This is a genomic window from Holophaga foetida DSM 6591, assembly GCF_000242615.2.
Classification (GTDB): Bacteria; Acidobacteriota; Holophagae; order Holophagales; family Holophagaceae; genus Holophaga; species Holophaga foetida.
Window position 1 is genome coordinate 318,104 of sequence record NZ_KI912268.1, and the last position, 18,195, is coordinate 336,298.

The following is an 18,195-nucleotide window of genomic DNA, read 5'->3' on the forward strand; positions in this document are numbered from 1 at the left end:
GGGGGGATCCCATGAATTTCCAGAAGCCGATCTACACCGAGCAGGGCTACTGCCGGGACTGCTACAAGTGCATCCGCCACTGCCCGGTCAAGGCCATCCGCGTGGAGAACAACCAGGCCTCCATCATCCCGGAACGCTGCATCTACTGCGGGATCTGCGTGGACGCCTGTCCGGTGGGGGCCAAGCGGGTCCGGGACGATCTGAACCGGGCCAAGCTCCTGGTGCGCCGCAAGGACAGGGTGGTGGCCTCCCTGGCGCCCAGTTTCATATCCGAGTTTTCCGGCATCCGTCCCGGCCAGCTGATCCATGCCCTGAAGATGCTCGGCTTCCACGCCGTGTCTGAAACCGCCCTGGGGGCCCAGGAAGTTTCCGCCGCATGCGCCGAACTGGCTCGCACTAGCGGAAATAAGCTATTCATCTCTACAACCTGCCCCTCGGTGGTGGAGCTGATCCAGAAATACTACCCTGGCCTGAGTCCGTACCTGACCCCCTTCCTCTCCACCATGGCCGTCCACGCGCGGATGCTGAAGCGGGAGTTCGGCGGTGACACCGGTATCGTCTACCTGAGCCCCTGCATCGCCAAGCAGCTGGAGTCCGATGACCCCAGCATGAAGGTGGACGTGGCTCTCACCTTCACCCTGCTGAGGCAGTGGTTCGAAGACCTGGGGATTGTGCTCAATGAGATACAGGAGGATCCGGAGGATATTTTCCTGCCGGAGCCCTCTCGGGACGGCGCCCTCTATCCCATTTCCGGGGGCATGCTCCAGAGCATGGAAGTCTGTGGAGGACTGGGCGAGGTCAAGACCATGGCCTTCTCCGGAGTCCAGCAGATCATGACGGCCCTTGAGGGTATTCATGAGGCTCCCTTCAAGGATCCCCTCTTCCTGGAGCTCCTGGCCTGCGACGGGGGCTGTGTCAATGGGCCCCGCAGCCATGAGCGGAGCGGGACCGCGTCCAAGATGCTGGAGATCCTCCGCTACGCCAGGATTCCGGAGCCTGGGCTGCGCCTGCCCACCATGGACATCCGGCGGGAATTCTCCGAGCCCCCCGTGGAGACCCGGGAACCGCTCCGGGATGAGATGGCGGCCGCCCTCCATCGATTGGGGAAGAGCATGACGTCGGACGAGCTGGATTGCGGGGGCTGCGGCTACGATACCTGTCGTGCCCTCGCGGCAGCCATGGTGGATGGCCGGGCTGAGGTCAGCATGTGCGTCGCATACATGCGCAAGCTGGCCTCCAACAAAGCCAACGCCCTCATGCGCTCCATGCCCTGCGGTGTCGTGATCGTTGACGAGAGTATGGACATTGTCGAATGCAACCGGAAGTTCGCCGAGATCCTGGGGGGTGACGTTCTCACCGTCTTTGACGCCAAGCCCGGCATGGCCGGAGCTGACATTACCAAGGTGGCCCCCTTCCATCGGCTCTTCCGGACGGAGCTGGAGGATGGCAAGGCCGTTATGAAGGATCTCCGGGTGGGGGGCTTGATCCTGCGGGTCTCTGTGTTCACCATCGAGCCCGGCCGCGTGGTGGGAGGCATCGTCTACGACATCACGGAGCCCTTGGTGGAGCGTGGGCTGATCATCCAGAAGGCCGAGGAGGTCATCCGGAAGAACGTGACCACGGTGCAGCAGATCGCCTACCTGCTGGGCGAGAATGCCGCTGAGACCGAGATGATCCTGGCCTCCATCATCGATTCCTTCAAGGTTGCGCCGGACTCCACCGGCAACGGGAAGAGTGGGCGATGACCAGCCCCCGGCACTTCATCGAGATCGACCACTTCCAGGAGAAGAAGTTCCGGCAGATGGCCTGCGGCGACATCTTCCTCTCCCAGAAGGTGGATGATGGTCAGCGGGTGATCTCGGTTCTGGCGGATGGCCTGGGGAGCGGCATCAAGGCCGCCGTGCTGGCCAACCTCACCACCACCATGGCCATCAAGTACGTGGCCAGCGATGTGGATATCACCCGGGCCGCCAGCACGATCATGGAGACCCTTCCGGTCTGCAAAGTGCGGGGCATCGCCTACTCCACCTTCACCATCGTCGACATGGACCGCCAGGGCGCCACCCGCATCGTGGAATACGACAACCCCTCCTTCGTCCTCTTGCGGGATGGCGCTGTGCTGGATGTCCCCAAGGTCACGGTGCCCATCCAGACCTCCAACGAGCGGGATGCCTTCCTGCACGTCTCCAACTTTGTGGTCCGCCCCGGGGACCGGATCGTCATCTTTTCCGATGGGGTCATCCAGGCTGGCGTGGGGCAGGGGCTCTCGCCCCTCGGATGGGGGATCGAGGCCGTGAACGCCTACCTGGAGCAGGTGGTCAAGGACCGTCCCACCATTTCCGGTCGCCAACTGGCCCGCAACCTGGTGCACCGGGCCCTGGCCCAGGACAACTTCAAAGCGAAAGACGATATCTCCTGCGGGGTCATCTACTACCGTAAACCCCGGGAAGTCCTCGTCTTCACCGGGGCGCCGGTCAAGAAGGAGCGGGACGGGGATCTGTCCGCAGCGGCCCTGGGCTTTGAAGGCAAGAAGATCATCTGCGGAGGCACCACGGCCTCGATCCTCTCCCGGGAGCTGGGGCGCCCCCTCTCCATGGACCTTTCAGATCTGGACCCCAACATCCCCCCCGTATCCCACATGGATGGCTTCGAACTGGTGACCGAGGGAGCCATCACCCTGGCGGCCCTGGCCCGGATGCTGGAACAGGAGGAGAATCCCGACCTCCTGCGCCCCAACGCCGTCACTCGCCTGGCGGGGGTGTTGCTGGACAGCGACATCATCCATTTCATGGTGGGCACCAAGATCAACGAGGCCCTGCAGGATCCCAGCCTTCCAGAAAGCCTGGACATCCGCCGCAACATCATCCGCCACCTCCAGCGAACCCTCAGTGAACGGTTCCTGAAAGAGGTGCACGTGAGCTTCGTCTGATCCGGTTGATGGAAAAGCTGGAACGCGGAGGTTGAAAAGAAAGGGCGCGGAGAAAAGCAGGAAAAAGACGGTTGTCTTTCATTCGTCTTTTAAACTTTTATGATAAAATATTAATAAGTAAAACCTGATGCGTTGACCAGACCAGAGTGTTCAGCACCAGTGGTGCGATACACGCGCGCCCTTGGTGGTGGCAGCGGCTTTTGAAGCTTTACGCTTTCCCTCTGCGCCCTCTCTTGTTTCCCTCCGCGCCCTCCGCGTTGAGCTTTTCGCTTCTATTCGCGAAGCCCGACATTCACCTCGAAGTCCCCGAACTCGGTGGTGAAGGGGATGGCGATGCAGGGGATGTCGCCGGAGCGGCTGATCTTGTGGCCGGAGCCGATGACCACGGTGGGGATGGAGATGTTCAGGGAAAAACCGTCCTGGATGAGGGAGCGGCGGGCGTCACCCACCACGATGTTGCCGATTTCGCCGATGGCATCCTCCACGGCCTTGCTCATGGTGGGCACATCCTCCATCAGCATGTTCGCGGCGATCTTGCAGGCCAGCTTCTCGGGCATGGAGATGATGATGGATCCCGAGGTCTCACCCGTCAGACCGATGATGGCCGATATGTCGTAAGTTGTAATTAAATCTTCTTTTAGTTCGATACCGACTTTCTCTGCCTGAATTCCCGCCATCATGTCCAGGCTGCGGAGGGTGGACTCGACGAAGGGGTTGATGATGGCAACATTCATGGGACGCAGGCCTCGCTATGATTTTGACCAACATTACTCCATCGGTGCCATTCCTTCCAACCTGATTATTGATGGGGCGCGCTTTCGGCGTCAGGATTAGGGTTCATCTGTCAGGACGACGCCATGCTCGAACGCCTTCAAGCCGATCTCAAATCTTCCATGCTCGCCAAGGACGCTCCGCGCACCATGGTGCTGCGCATGGCCCTCACCGCCTACAAGAACGAGGCCGTGGCCAAGGGACTCGGGCCCCAGGGGCTGCTCTCGGAAGCGGATGCCATCGCCGTCTTCAAGCGGCTGGTGAAGAGCCGGGAGGACAGCATTGAGCAGTTCGCGAAGGCCGGCCAGAATGACCGGGCGGATCAGGAACGGGCTGAGATCGAGATCCTGAAGCCCTATCTTCCTGCCATGCTGGAGGGGGCTGCCCTGGAGGCTGCCGTGAAGGCCGCCGTCGCCGAGGTCGGCGCTTCCACCAAGAAGGACATGGGCCAGGTCATGAAGGCCCTCCAGGCCAAGCACGGTAGCGCCTACGACGGCAAGGCCGCCAGCCAGCTCGTCCAGTCCCTGCTGCAGTAACCTTTTTCCCTGAAAGAACCGAAATGAAACAGTCCAAACTCCTGATCCAGACCTTCCGGGAGGCGCCGCGGGATGCGGACGTCGTCAGCCAGCAGCTCATGATGCGCTCCGGCATGATCATGAAGCTGGCGGCGGGGATCTACGACTACCTGCCTCTGGCCTACCGCAGCATCCGGAAGTTCCAGGAGATCGTGCGGGAGGAACTGGAGAAGGATGGCTGCCAGGAACTCCTGATGCCCGCCGTGCAGCCCGCCGAGCTCTGGCAGGAGTCTGGCCGCTGGAGCTTCTACGGCAAGGAACTGCTGCGCTTCAAGGACCGCAAGGGCGGCGAGTTCTGCCTGGGGCCCACCCACGAAGAGGTCATCACCGATATCGTCCGCAAGAACGTCCGCAGCTACAAGCAGCTGCCCATGAACCTCTTCCAGATCCAGAGCAAGTTCCGGGACGAAATCCGTCCCCGCTTCGGACTCATGCGGGGCCGCGAGTTCATCATGAAGGACGGCTACTCCTTCCACGCCGACGACGCGGACGCCGATCGCGAGTACTGGGTGATGTTCAATGCCTATAAGCGGATCTTCTCCCGCCTGGGCGTGAAGTTCCGCCCCGTGGAGGCCGACAGCGGCGCCATCGGCGGCAGCTTCACCCATGAGTTCCATGTGCTCGCCGGGAGCGGCGAGGATGCCATCCTCTCCTGCGATGCCTGCGACTACACCTCCAACAGCGAGAAGACCGAGGCCCCCCAGGTCCCGGCGGTGGATCACGGGGCCGAGCAGCCCCTTTCCAAGGCCCACTTCCACACCCCCGGCATCATCACCATGGAGGAGCAGGCCAAGGCCATGGGGCTGGAGGCCCACCAGGCCTCGAAGTTCTACCTCTTCCGCGCCTCCAAAGGCGAGGATACCTTCGACGTGGGCATGGTGCTCCGCAGCGATCATGAGCCCAATCCCGTCAAGCTCCGCAACCTGCTGGGGGCCGACGTCCTGGAGCTGGTGCCCGTCGCTGAGGCCGAGGGGCTGTCCGGGGCCCAGAGCGGCTTCATCGGGCCTGTTGAACTTGAAAAGATCCCCATGTACGTGGACCGCTCCCTGGAAGGGGCCGTCAACCTGAGTTGTGGTGCCAATCAGACCGGCTACCACCACTTCAATTTCAACCCCAAGCGGGATCTGAAGCTCTTCAAGGGGTACTTCGATCTGCGCCTAGGGGTCGAGGGCGACACCTGCCCCCGCTGCGGGAATGGCCATTTCCAGGCCTTCCGTGGCATCGAGGTGGGCCAGGTCTTCAAGCTGGGCACCAAGTATTCCAAGTCCATGAACTGCGTCTTCCTGGACGAGCAGGGCAAGGAGAACCCCATGGTCATGGGCTGCTACGGAATCGGTGTGACCCGCACGGTCGCCGCCGTTATCGAGCAGAACTATGACGCCGACGGCATCATCTGGCCCTGGCCCGTGGCCCCCTACCAGGTGCACCTCCTCAGCCTGGACGCCGCCAACCCCGACGTTTCCGAAGTGGCCACCCGCTTGGAGAAGGAGCTGGAGGCCGCCGGTTTCGAGGTGCTCCACGACGATCGTGAGGGCATGAGCCCCGGCGCCAAGTTCAAGGACGCCGACCTGCTGGGCTTCCCCCTGCGGGCCGTGGTGGGCGCCAAGGGCCTCAAGGACGGCATCGTGGAGCTTCGGGACCGCCGCACCAAGGAGGTCCGGAAGTTCGCCCCCGAGGCCATGGTGGCCGAGGTGAGCGCCGCCAGGGATCGCATCCTGGCCGAGCTGCGTGAAGCTGGCGGGAGGTAGAACATGGCCGAGGGTGCAGTCTATCTGACCACCTTCATCGAGGGGGTGCTGGTCCATGGATCGGCCACCCCCTTCGTCCTGCTGGTGCCCAGCCCCCACAGCCCCCACCGGGGCCTGCTCATGCCGCCGCACATCCCCTGGGCTCCGGGCTTCCTGCCGCCCACCCTGCTTCAGAATCAGATCGCCATCGGGTGGTGCATCCCCTTCCGTTTCGTGGATACCAGCAAGCTGCCGGTGGTCTTCGATGAGCGGACCTCCCGGCTGCCGAACCCCTGGCTCCTGCGCCTGGAGGGGCTGGAGGGCCAGCAGCGCCTCTACCTCACTCACCTCCTGCGCACCAAGGGAGCCGAGGATGAACTGCCTCCGCCTCCCGAAGGGGGCCAGTGGGTGTCGGAGAAGGCCCTGGCCACCCTGGACCTCCAGCCGGGCATCCGCCGTCTCTGCCAGGCAGCCATCCAGGCGGTGAAGGAAGGCTGAGCCGTGATTACTCGGGTTGAAAAAGGGCCGCGCATGGCGGCCCCCCTGGGCTGATTCTGCATTGCTCGCGCTGCAGCTTCTATAGCACGCTCTTTTCTCTGAGGGCCTTGACTTCCCTGGTGAGGACCACGAGGGCCTGGTTGATCTCGTTGATACCGTGATCCCATGAGGGCTGGCTGGAGCAGCTCGTGAAAGGGGCGGGACAATCACACCCGCAGATCGGAGAGCCTCCGCCACACCCGCAGATATCTACGGCGGTGATGTGATTGATGAGCTCTCCTGAATAGCCCCCAGCGATCAGGGCGTCCAGGCGGGCGTTCCAGAGGGTCAGGGAGCCCTCAGTGATCTTTTGCTTGGCGTCCTTAAGTTCTTGGATCTTTCGCTTGTCCACGGATTCTCCTTGGATGAAAACGTTCATGGCTGAAAAGGGTGACTACTGCTGTCTCTCTGGTCTGCTCTGATTACCTCCTTTCGCATGGTGCGGTCCACTGGCCCGGTTGCCAGCTTCCGCTGCAAGCTGCACGAGTTGGGCATAGGTCGTGCGGGTCATAGGGCAAACGGGTTTGCCTGCCTGGAGGGAGGAGCGGGGACAATACTTGCCTTGGCAGAGCGGGAAGACGGGGCATGGCTCACAGGCCTTGCAATCCAGGTGCTGAGTGCTCACCCACTTTTGCCAGCGGTCTCGATCCAGTTCCAGGGTGCCATCTTGCCGCAGGTGTCCCACATGGTTGGCGGGATCTTCAAATGCCACCGAGCACTTGTAGAGTGTTCCATCTGACCCCACGACCAGGGAGTTCTTCTTCGAGGCGTAGCAAACCTGACCATGCGCCACGAGGCTTTTCTGAACCAGTCTGTCGAGGTTGCCGTGTCTGGCAAAGTCCCGGCTGAGATCCATCTCCACGATCTTGGATACACCTGACTCGCACACCGAGAGGTGGTCGTCGTTGGGGCCACCGTATTTCCCGATGGGTCTGAAATAGATCCCGAATCGTATGTCTTCCCCGAAGTCCTGGGCCAAGGTTTCGAAAAAGGCATCCATGAGGGGCAGGGACTCCGGATTGAAATTGATCCGGACCGATACCGTGAATTCCTCCCTTCGCGCCTTCATGGCCAGCAGGTTGTCGTAGATGGTCTGGAAGGTTCTTCCGCCCCCGGCGAGGAAGCGGGTGGTGTCATGGACCGGGCCGGGGCCGTCCAGCGTGATCTGGAAATCCTGGATCTTTCTTGGGAGAAGGGCATCCAGAGCCTTGGGGTTCAGGAGATAGGCATTCGTGGTCATCTGACTCCGATAGGGGAGTCCATGCCTGGCACAGCTTTCGAGGAATGCATCCGACAGCTCAAGCACGAGATCCTGGGCCAGGAGGGGCTCGCCTCCAAACCATCGAGTGTGCAAGCTGGACCACTCCTGTGCTCCGGTTTCGACGAATCGTTTGAGGCCTCCCGCAACCTCGGCCGTCATGCGTCCGCCGGCATGGCTCTCGTAGCAGTAGACGCATCTGAAATTACAGTCTTCGTGGGGCAGGATGATCAGATCCTGGTGTCCATGGTCGCCTTCCCTGGACAAGATTCCTTCCACCAGGGACCGCTCATCCAGGTCTGTCGGGGAATAGAAGCCGTTGGTGCAGAGTTCTTCCCACACCCCCCCTTCTGGGTTCTTCCCTGAATCCGGTTTTCCGACAAGTGCCTCAATCTCGCTGAATGTTTGGGCTGGAACCCGTGCCAATGCACCCATGAAACAATTGTGCAAAACCACGGTGTCTGAATCGAGTTGAAAGGCGGTTGTGTATCTTGATTTCTTCCAGACGCTCATGTTGTCCTCTTTTGATTTTATTGATAATCATGTTTTTGAATGATGAAAATCGATAACATTAAGGAGTGCATGCCGTATTCTTGCGAGATGGTATAGGCTATGTATTAGATATGCAATAGGAATGTCTTTCCCGATTATCCACATGCCTCCGAAACCAGGAGGCGGACAGGGTGAGGCGGGGTATTTGTGACTGCGGCGAACAAGGCAGGGAAGATGGCCTGGAGGTTGAAGCGGCGATTGAAACGGAACTGGTGTTCGGCAAGGTATCTGGGCAGATGCCGTGCGCTGCACCAGCGACAGACGCCGAGGATGTTGCCCTTCAGGTTGGAGATGACGGTGTTCACGGCCTGAAAGGCCTCCATCTTGGAACCCTTCCAACCCCCTTCACTTTTGATGGGTTCGTGGGAGGCTCCAGATGCGGCGACGCCACGAAAGCAGTGAAGGCCATCCGATACGACGTGAGTTCCAGGGTCCAGGGCCTTCTTGGCCCATGCCTCGATCGTCTCAATTTTGAAGTCCGTCACGGCTTTGAGCACGGTATAGATGACCTGCCTGTGGTTCTCCATCGCTGTTTGGACCGCAACCAGGAAGGGCTGCTTCCCGGGAGCCCCACGGCCACGCTTGCCTCCGTGGGTAGCTCCACCCGCATAGGCATCATCGATCTCAACCCGATCCTTGAGCTTCCGGCTCGATTCCGCAGCACTCATGGCGCAAAGGATCTTCTGCTTCAGGTAGTAGGCAGTGGGGTATCTGACACCCAGATAACGCTTGAGTTCCAGGGCAGAAATCGAGTGTTTGCCGTGTGAAAGCCGGTACATGGCCTCGAACCAGGTCCTCAGTGGGAGGTGGCTGGACTCCATGACGGTCCCCACGGTGACAGATGTCTGGTGGTGGCAAGCCTTGCACTGGAACAACTGCCGAGGAACCAAGAAGTAAGCCCCGCCACTACCACACTTCGGGCATTGGAACCCGTGTGGCCACTTTGCCTTCACCATTGCGTCCCTGCACTGCACTTCTGTGCCATACCGGGCTTGGAAATCCCGAAAGGACAGACCCTTCTGGAACTGGATCCGATTGATCGCCATGGAACACCTCCATGACTCGAAGGTTCGGTCCCATGGCGCGACAAATCCTGTCCAAAACCCGCCTCACCCAGAGGTTTCGGAGATACATGGATAATCGGGATGTCTTTTGGGGGCACTTGGCGCCTTGTTCCCGCCTTCTACCCCTCCACCTCCAGCACCGTCAGCCCATCCTGCTTCGTGCTCTGGCCCAGGACGGGCACGACGTCTCCCACGCGGTAGGGCCTCTTGCGCCTGCGGAATGCTTCCGGGAAGGCCACGGCCTCGCAGAGGGCGGTCTCATCCTCGAAGGTGATGAACTGCATGGCCTCCCCACCAGGCCTGGACGAAGGGGACCGCCCGCTCGCAGGGCTCGCTCTGCGTCCCCCTCGTGCTCCCCCCGGCGCGTCCGGGCCAAGCCCGTCCTCGCCGACCGTCCGCACCGTCTTCTCTGCCACCACCAGGGCCCAGAAGCGCAGGCGCCGTCCCGGCACCTCTGCGTGGGCCGCCCGGTGGGTGCCGCCGCCGTGGCGCACCCGGGCCAGGGCCGCCGGGTGGATTTCCAAGGTGAGGCCCAGGGTCTCCAGTTCCAGTTCCGCCCGCTCGAAGGGGTCCGTGGGCCGGGGGCGGATGCCCCTGGGAACGCCCCCGAGGGGCGTCCATAGCAGGCGCGTGCGATCGCCATCCGGGGCCCAGCGGTCGAAGGCTCCCGCCGTGGTCAGGGCCTCCACCGTGGGCAGGGAGAGTTCCCTGCGGGACAGGAGCTCCTCCAGGCTGGCGAAGGGGCCATGCTCTTCCCGCTCCTTCAGGAGCCCCTTCACTTCCTCCTCCCGGGCCCCCTTCACCTGCATGAGGCCCACCCGGAGCCCCTGCTCTCCCTCGGCGTGAAACGCCCAGCGGGAGGCGTTGGCATCGGGCCCCCGAACCACCAGACGATGGCGCCGGGCGTCCCCCAGATAGGCGATGGCGGGATAGAAGCCCCCCTGGTTGGTGATGACGCTGGCGAAGAAGGCCGCCGGGTGGTGGGTCTTGAGCCAGGCGCTCTCGAAGCTCACCTGGGCGTAGCTGGCGGAGTGGGGCTTGCAGAAGGAATAGCCGCGGAAGGTCTGAATCATGGACCAGACCTCGGAGGTGACTTCCGGGCTGACCCCCTGGGCGGCGCAGCCCTCCCGGAAGCGGGCCTCGAATGCCGGGAGCTTGCGACCGCAGTCGGGCTTGCCCAGGAGCTTGCGGAGACGGTCCGCCTCCTCGTGGTTCCACCCCGCCAGGGCCATGGAGACCCGCACCACGTCCTCCTGGTAGACCAGCACCCCGAAGCTCTCGGAGAGCAGTTCCCCCAGGGCCGGGTGGGATGGGGTGTAGACCTCTTCGCCCCGGATGCGCCGCACGTAGGCGTCGATCCAGTGGTGGGCCGCTGGCCGGATGAGGCTGGAGTGGATCACCAGGGTTTCGAAGTCCCCTCGCCCCACCCGCTGCTGGAGCTGGCGGGTGGCGGGGCTCTCCACGTAGAAGACCCCCATGCTCTCCCCGGCGCCGAGCTTGTGCTGGGTCTCCGGGTCCTGGCGGGCGTGCTGGTCCAGGCGAGGGGGAACGCGATCCCCCAGGACAGCGCAGGCGTCCCGGATCACCGCCAGACTGCGGTTCCCCAGGAGGTCGATCTTCACCAGCCCGTAGTTCTCCACACCATCCTTGTCCCACTGGGTGATGCTCACACCCTCCTTGGCGGGGGCTGGCTGGAAGGGAGCGTGCTCCCAGAGGGGGCCGGGGCTGATGACGGTGCCCCCGGGATGCACGGAGAACTGGCAGAAGTGGCCCTCCAGGGCCGAGGCCTGGGCCAGGATGGGTGCCCAGGCCGGGTTCTGGGCGGCCTTCTCCAGGCCCCCGTCCCAGCCCCGCACCAGCTGGGCCAGGGTTTTGAGTTCCGCCTCGGGGCGCCCATGGGCCATGGCTACACCCCGCAGGGCGGACTTGGGCTGGTAGAAGACATGGTTGGAGACCATGGCCACCCGCTCCCGTCCATAGCGCTCGAAGACCGACTGGATGACCCGCTCACGCTCGTCCCAGGCAAAATCGATATCCAGGTCCGGGGGATCCACCCGGGCTTCCGACAGAAACCGCTCGAACATCAGATGGGTACCGATTGGATCCACGTTGGTCAACTCAAGCGCATAGCTGACGATGGAGGCGGCCCCGCTGCCCCGGCCGCAGGTGCGGGTCACCAGGCCCGAGGGCCGCAGGTGCCCCACGATGTCCCGCACCAGCAGGAAGTAGTTGGCGAAGCCCTTGCTGCGGATCAGATCAAGTTCATGGGCCACGCGGTTCTCGATCTCGCCGCCGATCCGGGCGTAGCGCCTGGGCAGGCCCTCCTGGACGGCGGCCCGCAGGGCCTCGTCGGGATCCCGGCCATCGAGCCCCAGAGGTCCCGCGCTCACCCAGGCTCCCCAGTGGATCTTCCAGGGCGCGATGCGCTCCTGGAGGGCCTGGGTGCTGAGGGCGATGCGGGGCTCGGCCCAGGGGAAGCGACCCTCCCAGGTAGCCCGGTCCAGGGCCCCGTCCCGCTCGTCCCACAGGGGCTCGGTACGAACCACGGTGGACTGGGTGGCCATGGCCCGCTTGAGACGGTGGAACTCGAAGCCCGCCGGAGTGCGGAAGCGCAGCACCTGGGGGGCCACCACCTCGTGACCCAGGCGCAGGGCTTCGGCGACCTCCCGGTGCCTGCGGGGGTGGGCCAGGAGGGCCCCCTGGAAGCCGTTTCGGGCCAGGTGCTCCAGGCCTTCCAAGGTCGAGGCCAGGAGGGCGCAGTCCCGGGGGAGCTCGCCGGGGCCGCCGTGGGCTTGGTCCGTCAGGAGGCGGCAGAGCCCGGCGTAGCCCGTGTCAGAGAAGGGAAGCGCCCCGTAAGCGTGCCCCTCCCACGTGAAGCGGCAGCCCACATGGAGAGATACGGAAGCCTTCTGGAAGGCCAGCTCCTCCCGCAGCCTCGGATATCCCTGAAGTCCCCGATCCCAGATCACCGCATGGTCATACCCCAGGCGCGGAATGAGCCTCGCCAGCTGTTCCGCCGTGTAGATGCCTTCACCGGCACTGAAATCGGTAATCACGAAGAGGAGGGACATGGGGAAGGCCAAAAAGATCAAAAGAGTCAACGCAGAGGGCGCAGAGGGTGAAAAGAAAGGGCGCAGAGAAAAGCAAAAGCAAGGAAAGAGGGAGAGAAGGGTGAAAATGTGAAAAAGGTGGGGACGTGTACGGGGGGCACTGGGCTTGGTTCATCCAAGTCTGGGGCTCTGGCCAGGTTCTGGAGGGGAGGGGGGCCTGAGGCAAGCTTGCTTGCCGATGGCACCCCTCCCCTCCAGAACGCACGCAGCTATCGCTGCGTGCCCCCGCGAAGCGGGGCAGGTCAGGGCACCTGAGTGGGCATGAGTGTCCGCAAGGCTCTCTTTGCCCTCTCTTTTTGCTTTTCTCCGCGCCCTCTGCGTTGAATCTGTTCGCTTTTCCTTTCTTTGCTTTTCCTTGGTGCCCTTTGTGTCTTTGTGGTGGAAGTAATGCTTTTAAATGATTGAAAAACCAGGCATTACTGGTCGATCGGGGAATCGTTGCCGCAGTCGGGCCAGGGCGGGCTCCAGGGCGCCCAGCTTGCGGGTGAGGCTGGATTCGAAGAGGCCCTGGGGGCGGCCCAGGCCCCAGGCCACCCGCAGCTCCAGGCGGTGAACCAGGATGCGCCGCTGGCAGCTGACCCGAAAGGCGCTTTCCACGGTGCGGGAGAGTTCCAGGGGGGGCGTGGTGAGGCTGTCCAGGGGGGCCACCCAGTGGTGGGCCTCGCCATCCACGTCCCACCAGTTCAGCTGGAGCCGCCGGGGGGAGCGGGGCTCGCTCCACAGCTTCTCCAGGCACCAGGCCGCCAGGGAGACTTCCTCCGGCAGGCGGGGAGGTTCCAGGCGCCAGGGGTGGCTGGATTCGCCGGGCGGCTCCGCCAGGAGGGGCAGGCGGGGGCGGTCCTGGCCCCGGGCCCGGTCCAGGAGCTGGCGGGCCTCGGGTTCGGGCAGCAGACGGGTCAGGGTGGGCAGGGGCATGGGCTGGAGATCCCCCACCAGCCGGAGCCCCAGGCGCCGCAGTCTTGAGGCTGCCCTCAGGTTCAGATCCGGCAGCCGGGCCAGGGGATGGGGGGCCAGGAAGCTGGCTTCATGGCCCCCGGGCACCCACTCCAGCTGGTGCTCCATGCGGGCCGCCAGCTGGGCGGCGGCGGCGCTTTCGGACAGGCCGCCATGGCTCTCCCAGCCCTCCTGTTGGGCCAGCTCCCGGCGCAACTTCCAGGCGGCATCCCGCACGGGGCCGAAGAGACGGTCCGTGCCCTTCAGTTCCAGCAGGGCCTCCCCCATGCGTCCCAGGAGCCCCTGGGGACTCCAGTGGGAGAGGAAGTCCTTGAGGCTCATCTGGGCCTCCCACCAGGTCTGGGGGGTCGGGTCCAGCACCCGTAGGCCCGGCAGATGACGCAGGGCATGATCCATTGGATCACCTGACGAGACGCCCGCTGCCCTTGCCAGCCGATTCACCAGCCACAGGCAGGGGGTGCGCCCCCCCTGGGGGCTCAGGAAGGCCAGGGGGCGGTCCCGCAAAGTCCTTTCCCGCTGGCAGGCCAGCTGGAAAGGTAACTCCGGAACCCACATTGCCAGCACCCCCACCTCCATAGCGGCCCCGGAGCGTCGGGGCATCCCCTAGCTTAGCGAATAAAAAACGAAAGTCAAGACGGGGCGAGGTTCCACCGGAACTTAGACCCGCTACAACGCATCGAATAACTTGAGATATCCTGTAATGAGAGGAATCCCCATGATCCTGTCTGCCCTTTTGTACCTCAGTCTTTCGGTGCTTCCGGAGGAGATGGCCCCCCTTCCCAAGACGCCACCCCGCGAGATGACGGCGCCGGAGGCTGCTCCCAAGGCGGCAGAATCCCAGGAGGCCGGACCCCGGAAGATCGGGCGCAAGGCGGGGCAGACGGTGCGCAAGACGGGGCAGGCCATTGGCAAGGCTGGCAAGCAGGTGGGCGAGACCGTCAAGGCGGGAGCCCAGAAAGTAGGGCAGGTGGTCAAGGAGGGCGGCGAGAAGGTGGGGAAGGCCGCAACGGAGCTGGGGAAGGGCATCAAGGAAGGTGTCAAGGGTGGAAGCGAGTAAGGGACGGGGGTTCCGTTCCGGAAAGGCCCGTCATGCCTCCCCTGCCGCTTCAGGCTTATCGGGATCTGGTTGCCATCGACCTTCCCTGGTCTCGTCCCTGTCCCTGTGAAGGGGAGGAGGCCCAGGCCGTCCTGGAACGAGTCCTGGACTTTCTGGGGGCCGGAGAGGGCTTCCGGGAACCGCGTCGCCTGTTGAGGGGGCTCCTGAACCGGCGACCCCCTGGGAATTGGTCCGAAGAGCTCCTGGTGGAACTGGATCGGCTCCTGTGGGCGGAGCGGCTGGCGGGGGGCTGGGTGGAGGCGGATGCCCTGCCTTCGGTGCGGGAGTCCTTCGGCTACGGAGCTTCCGGCCGCCTGATCCTCTGGCGGGGTGACATCACGCGCCTCGGGGTCGATGCCATCGTGAACGCCGCCAACAGTGAACTCCTGGGCTGCTTCTCCCCCCTCCACGCGTGCATCGACAATGCCATCCACTCTGCCGCCGGGCCCAGGCTCCGGGAGGACTGCGCCAGGATCATGGCCCTCCAGGGGGAGCCCGAACCCACCGGGACCGCCAAGCTCACCCGGGCCTACAACCTGCCGTCCCGCTTTGTGCTCCACACCGTGGGGCCCATCGTCCAGGGCAGGCTCACCGCTGAACACCGGAGGCTCCTGGCCTCCTGTTACACCGCCTGTCTGGACCTTGCTGCACAGGTGGAGGAGATTCGGACCCTGGCCTTCTGCGGGATTTCCACCGGGGTCTTCGGCTTCCCGGCGGAGGAGGCGGCGCCCATCGCCCTGGAAACGGTTTCCCGATGGCTGGAGCGTTACCCGGACCGCTTCAAAAGCATCCTCTTCAACGTCTACACCGAGGAGGATCATGAACGCTATCGGCGCCTCTTCCTGCGCTGAGCGGAATCGGTGGAAGTCCGTCAGGCTGTGTCAGCCTCTGCGATCGACAAGCGGCAGCGAGGCCGATCCGCAGGCGATGGCCTCGCCCTTCGGCCCCAGGGCGAAGTCCATCCGCCCCAGGTTCACACCCGCGTAGCCCACCTGGAAGATGTGGGTGTCGTCCACCCGCACGGGGGTGTCCATGAAGGTATGGGTGTGGCCGCCGATGATGACATCGATGCCCGGCACCAGGCGGGCCAGGTTCAGGTCGTCGATGGCGGCGCCGTGATGGTCGAGGCCCAGGTGGGAGAGCACCACCAGCAGATCCACCTTCTCCACCTCCCGGAGACGCCGGACCACAGCCCCAAGGGGGGCTACGGGGTCCCGCCAGCCCACCCCCTCGTGGTTCTTGGGGAAGACCAGCCCGTGGAACTCCACGCCGACGCCCGTGAGGCCCACCTTCAGGCCCGGAAAGGTTTTGACCGTCCAGGGCAGGATTTTCTGCCCCAGGCGGGGGGCGCCTTCCCAGGTGAAGTTGCAGTTCAGGATGGGGAAGGTGGCTTCCTCCAGGGCCGTCATCAGGCCCTCTATGCCCGCATCGAAGTCGTGGTTGCCCAGGGTGCCCGCATCGTAGCCCGCCATGGACATGAGCTTGTAGTCCAGGGATCCCTTGAAGCGGTTGAAGTAGGGGGTTCCCTGGAAGACATCTCCGGCATCCAGCAGGAGCAGATTGCCTCCCTGGCTCCGCAGGCGCTTCACCAGTGCGGCCCGTCGGGCGATGCCCCCCCGGCCCGCCAGGGAACCGCTGGCGAGGGGCTCCAGATGGGAGTGGGTGTCGTTGGTGTGGAGGAGGGTGATGCGGGGCGAGCTTTCGGCCCGCAAAGGCAGGCGAGAGGCCAGGAAAGCGGCACCCAGTCCCCCCAGGAATGCCCGGCGGTCTACCATGCGATCCTCCGTTCCAGCAGGGCCTCCAGCATGCCTGGGGCGAAGGAGTAGCGGCCCGGGGCGGGGCAGGGGAGGGACTTTCCCTGGCTTCCCAGTTCGGCACAGGCTTCCAGTAGGATCTGGCGGATCTGGAGTCCCGTGGGGATCACCTTCTTGGAACGTCCTCGGGTCGGGAGGCCGTCTCCGCTGGCCAGGAGGTAGTCCGTGGTGGCGATGAGCACGGTGGTCTCGGGATCAAGGGGAGCAGTCTGGAGCCAGCTTGCAGAGACTACCGGGCGCTCTGGTGTGCCCTGGAGGCTGATGAGGACACCGGAACAGGGTTCCCCAGCCTTCTTGATCAGGCCCCCCCGGAGAAGCTGGAGCACTTCCCGGCCGGTGTATTCCGTCACCACCAGCTCGTTGTCGAAGGGCATGAGTTCGAAAATGTCCGCGACCCGCACCGGTCCGGCCTGGAGATCCGCCCGAAGGCCACCGGAATTGATAAAGGCGAAGGCCACGGGCTGCCCCAGGCAGCGGCTGGCCCGCTCCCGCATGAGATCGGTCACCCAGTAACCCAGGAGGTTCTCCTCCCCCAGCTTGCCCCGGGGAATGCGCTTCGAGGCCTGGGCCAGTACCTGGCTGAACTCCTTCCGGATGATGGCGGCACAGGGGGCCAGGGCTTGGGCCACCGCCGGGTCCTCCGGAAGGGCTGGCGTCACGGCTTCGGGTTGGGCGGCCGCCAGAGTCGGTGTTCCGGCGCTCGGGAGGATGGCCAAGGCGCCGGACAGGAATAGGCTGGAGAGGACCATGGACGTTTCCGGAAAGATCCAGATTAGCCGTTCCTCCCTCTTTGCGGACGGTTTGACCGCGGTGATCGGGGGCTACTGAACCTGGCTTCCCGGTTGCCCGCAGCCTCTACCTATGCGCTTCCCCACGTATGGGTATCCAATTCCTTCAAGAACTCGTGGACCACAGGATTGGATGTGCGGGGATCCCATGCCACGACGCAGTCTGCGGTGCTGCCTTCTCCCTGGAGCGGCACATATGTGAGTTGGGGGCTGACCAAGGGCTCGGCGCGATATTTGGGAAAGACGGTAATGCCGATTCCAGACGCCACGGCCAAGAACATGGACTCCATGTCCGAGAACCGTTCGACAATCCTGGGTTTGAAGCCCCGCTTAGCACAATTTTCCACAAACGGGTCGTGGACCGGAACCCCTACGGGCCGGACGAGATCGACGCAAGGAACATCCTTGAGGTCTTCCAGGACCAGACTCTCCCTTTGGGCCAATGGATTACTTGGCTGCATCACAACAACCACTCGCTCTCTGAGAAGGAGCTTGGTCTGAAGATTCGTATTCTCGGGAAGTCCGGAGGCCAGGGTAAAGGCGATGTCCACCTCTCTCTTTTCCAGGGCATACGCCAGGGGGATCATGTCAAAGCGGTTGATTTGGAGGGAGACCGAGGGGAAAAGGGAACGAAAATGTTCGACAATGATGGGAAGAAATCGTTTCTCCACCCCGCCCAAAAAACCAATGGCCAGATTCCCGGTTGCGCCGGATGCCCTGCGCTGAGCACCCGTCACCAAGTTCTCATACGAGGCCATGAAACCCTTTAAGCCGTTGTAGAAGAACTGGCCCGCAGGTGTAAAGCGAACAGCGTTCGGGACCCTCTCCAAGAGCTTTACCCCCAGCTCACGCTCCAGGGAGGCGATCTGGTAGCTGATGGCCGATGGAGTCAAGCAGAGCTGCCTGGCTGCCTTGGTGAAATTCATGTATTCCACGACAGCCATAAAACAGCGCAAGTGCTGGGTATCCAAAAGGCCTCCGTGGGGGTGTTTTTATGAATAAAAATTATCAAAAAAAGCT

16 protein-coding genes are annotated in these 18,195 nt (G+C 63.4%); 7 read left to right on the forward strand and 9 right to left on the reverse strand.

All coding sequences use genetic code 11. The annotated features are described in order from the left end of the window. Positions 1-11: 11 nt before the first annotated feature. A complete protein-coding gene (locus tag HOLFODRAFT_RS0201415; protein WP_005037180.1) occupies positions 12-1,745 on the forward strand; it encodes a [Fe-Fe] hydrogenase large subunit C-terminal domain-containing protein in 1,734 nt (577 codons plus the stop codon). Continuing rightward, positions 1,742-2,929, forward strand: coding sequence for a SpoIIE family protein phosphatase (locus tag HOLFODRAFT_RS0201420; RefSeq protein WP_005037178.1), 1,188 nt, complete (start codon positions 1,742-1,744; stop codon positions 2,927-2,929). The genes HOLFODRAFT_RS0201415 and HOLFODRAFT_RS0201420 overlap by 4 nt, the downstream gene beginning before the upstream one ends. A gap of 272 nt (positions 2,930-3,201) precedes the next feature. On the opposite strand, the gene HOLFODRAFT_RS0201425 is transcribed toward HOLFODRAFT_RS0201420, so the two are convergent. After that, positions 3,202-3,663: a chemotaxis protein CheX gene (locus HOLFODRAFT_RS0201425; RefSeq protein ID WP_005037175.1), complete on the reverse strand. Its 462-nt coding sequence runs from the start codon at positions 3,661-3,663 to the stop codon at positions 3,202-3,204. Positions 3,664-3,786: 123 nt separating this feature from the next. Between HOLFODRAFT_RS0201425 and HOLFODRAFT_RS0201430 the strand changes: the two genes are divergently transcribed. The 3 genes from HOLFODRAFT_RS0201430 to HOLFODRAFT_RS0201440 are packed head-to-tail and all read left to right on the forward strand — an operon-like array spanning position 3,787 to position 6,500. Further along, positions 3,787-4,236: a GatB/YqeY domain-containing protein gene (locus tag HOLFODRAFT_RS0201430; RefSeq protein ID WP_005037172.1), complete on the forward strand. Its 450-nt coding sequence runs from the start codon at positions 3,787-3,789 to the stop codon at positions 4,234-4,236. Positions 4,237-4,259: 23 nt separating this feature from the next. Continuing rightward, positions 4,260-6,023: a proline--tRNA ligase gene (locus HOLFODRAFT_RS0201435; RefSeq protein ID WP_005037170.1), complete on the forward strand. Its 1,764-nt coding sequence runs from the start codon at positions 4,260-4,262 to the stop codon at positions 6,021-6,023. A gap of 3 nt (positions 6,024-6,026) precedes the next feature. Next, positions 6,027-6,500 carry a hypothetical protein gene (locus tag HOLFODRAFT_RS0201440; RefSeq protein ID WP_005037167.1) on the forward strand — a complete coding sequence of 158 codons (474 nt, stop codon included), beginning with the start codon at positions 6,027-6,029 and terminating at the stop codon, positions 6,498-6,500. A gap of 79 nt (positions 6,501-6,579) precedes the next feature. On the opposite strand, the gene HOLFODRAFT_RS0201445 is transcribed toward HOLFODRAFT_RS0201440, so the two are convergent. The 5 genes from HOLFODRAFT_RS0201445 to HOLFODRAFT_RS0201470 all read right to left on the reverse strand — a co-directional run bounded on the left by HOLFODRAFT_RS0201445 (position 6,580) and on the right by HOLFODRAFT_RS0201470 (position 14,032). Continuing rightward, on the reverse strand, positions 6,580-6,891 hold the full coding sequence (locus HOLFODRAFT_RS0201445) for a hypothetical protein (RefSeq protein ID WP_005037166.1): 312 nt from the start codon (positions 6,889-6,891) through the stop codon (positions 6,580-6,582). 42 nt (positions 6,892-6,933) lie between these two features. Next, positions 6,934-8,139, reverse strand: coding sequence for a radical SAM/SPASM domain-containing protein (locus HOLFODRAFT_RS0201450; protein WP_211237919.1), 1,206 nt, complete (start codon positions 8,137-8,139; stop codon positions 6,934-6,936). 305 nt (positions 8,140-8,444) lie between these two features. Beyond that, complete coding sequence (locus HOLFODRAFT_RS0201455; RefSeq protein WP_005036503.1) at positions 8,445-9,395, reverse strand: IS1595 family transposase; 951 nt, start codon at positions 9,393-9,395, stop codon at positions 8,445-8,447. Positions 9,396-9,532: 137 nt separating this feature from the next. Next, positions 9,533-12,484 (reverse strand): helix-hairpin-helix domain-containing protein, encoded by a 2,952-nt coding sequence (locus HOLFODRAFT_RS18740; RefSeq protein WP_005037162.1) that lies wholly within the window; start codon positions 12,482-12,484, stop codon positions 9,533-9,535. A gap of 432 nt (positions 12,485-12,916) precedes the next feature. Beyond that, entirely contained in the window at positions 12,917-14,032 is a 1,116-nt protein-coding gene (locus HOLFODRAFT_RS0201470) for a Y-family DNA polymerase (protein WP_026938931.1), read from the reverse strand. Between the two features lie 160 nt (positions 14,033-14,192). Here HOLFODRAFT_RS0201470 and HOLFODRAFT_RS0201475 point away from each other — a divergent pair, with 160 nt between their 5' ends. Together HOLFODRAFT_RS0201475 and HOLFODRAFT_RS18745 are read left to right on the forward strand one after the other, a co-directional pair. Beyond that, positions 14,193-14,534, forward strand: coding sequence for a hypothetical protein (locus tag HOLFODRAFT_RS0201475; protein WP_005037159.1), 342 nt, complete (start codon positions 14,193-14,195; stop codon positions 14,532-14,534). 32 nt (positions 14,535-14,566) lie between these two features. Next, positions 14,567-15,424: a protein-ADP-ribose hydrolase gene (locus tag HOLFODRAFT_RS18745; protein WP_005037156.1), complete on the forward strand. Its 858-nt coding sequence runs from the start codon at positions 14,567-14,569 to the stop codon at positions 15,422-15,424. Positions 15,425-15,454: 30 nt separating this feature from the next. Here the strand turns inward: HOLFODRAFT_RS18745 and HOLFODRAFT_RS0201485 are convergent, their stop codons facing one another. The 3 genes from HOLFODRAFT_RS0201485 to HOLFODRAFT_RS0201500 all read right to left on the reverse strand — a co-directional run bounded on the left by HOLFODRAFT_RS0201485 (position 15,455) and on the right by HOLFODRAFT_RS0201500 (position 18,146). Continuing rightward, positions 15,455-16,348: a bifunctional metallophosphatase/5'-nucleotidase gene (locus HOLFODRAFT_RS0201485; protein ID WP_005037153.1), complete on the reverse strand. Its 894-nt coding sequence runs from the start codon at positions 16,346-16,348 to the stop codon at positions 15,455-15,457. Further along, complete coding sequence (locus tag HOLFODRAFT_RS0201490) at positions 16,342-17,136, reverse strand: 5'-nucleotidase C-terminal domain-containing protein (protein ID WP_005037151.1); 795 nt, start codon at positions 17,134-17,136, stop codon at positions 16,342-16,344. The genes HOLFODRAFT_RS0201485 and HOLFODRAFT_RS0201490 overlap by 7 nt, the downstream gene beginning before the upstream one ends. Positions 17,137-17,246: 110 nt before the next feature. Then, positions 17,247-18,146 carry a LysR family transcriptional regulator gene (locus HOLFODRAFT_RS0201500; protein WP_005037149.1) on the reverse strand — a complete coding sequence of 300 codons (900 nt, stop codon included), beginning with the start codon at positions 18,144-18,146 and terminating at the stop codon, positions 17,247-17,249. Positions 18,147-18,195: the final 49 nt, after the last annotated feature.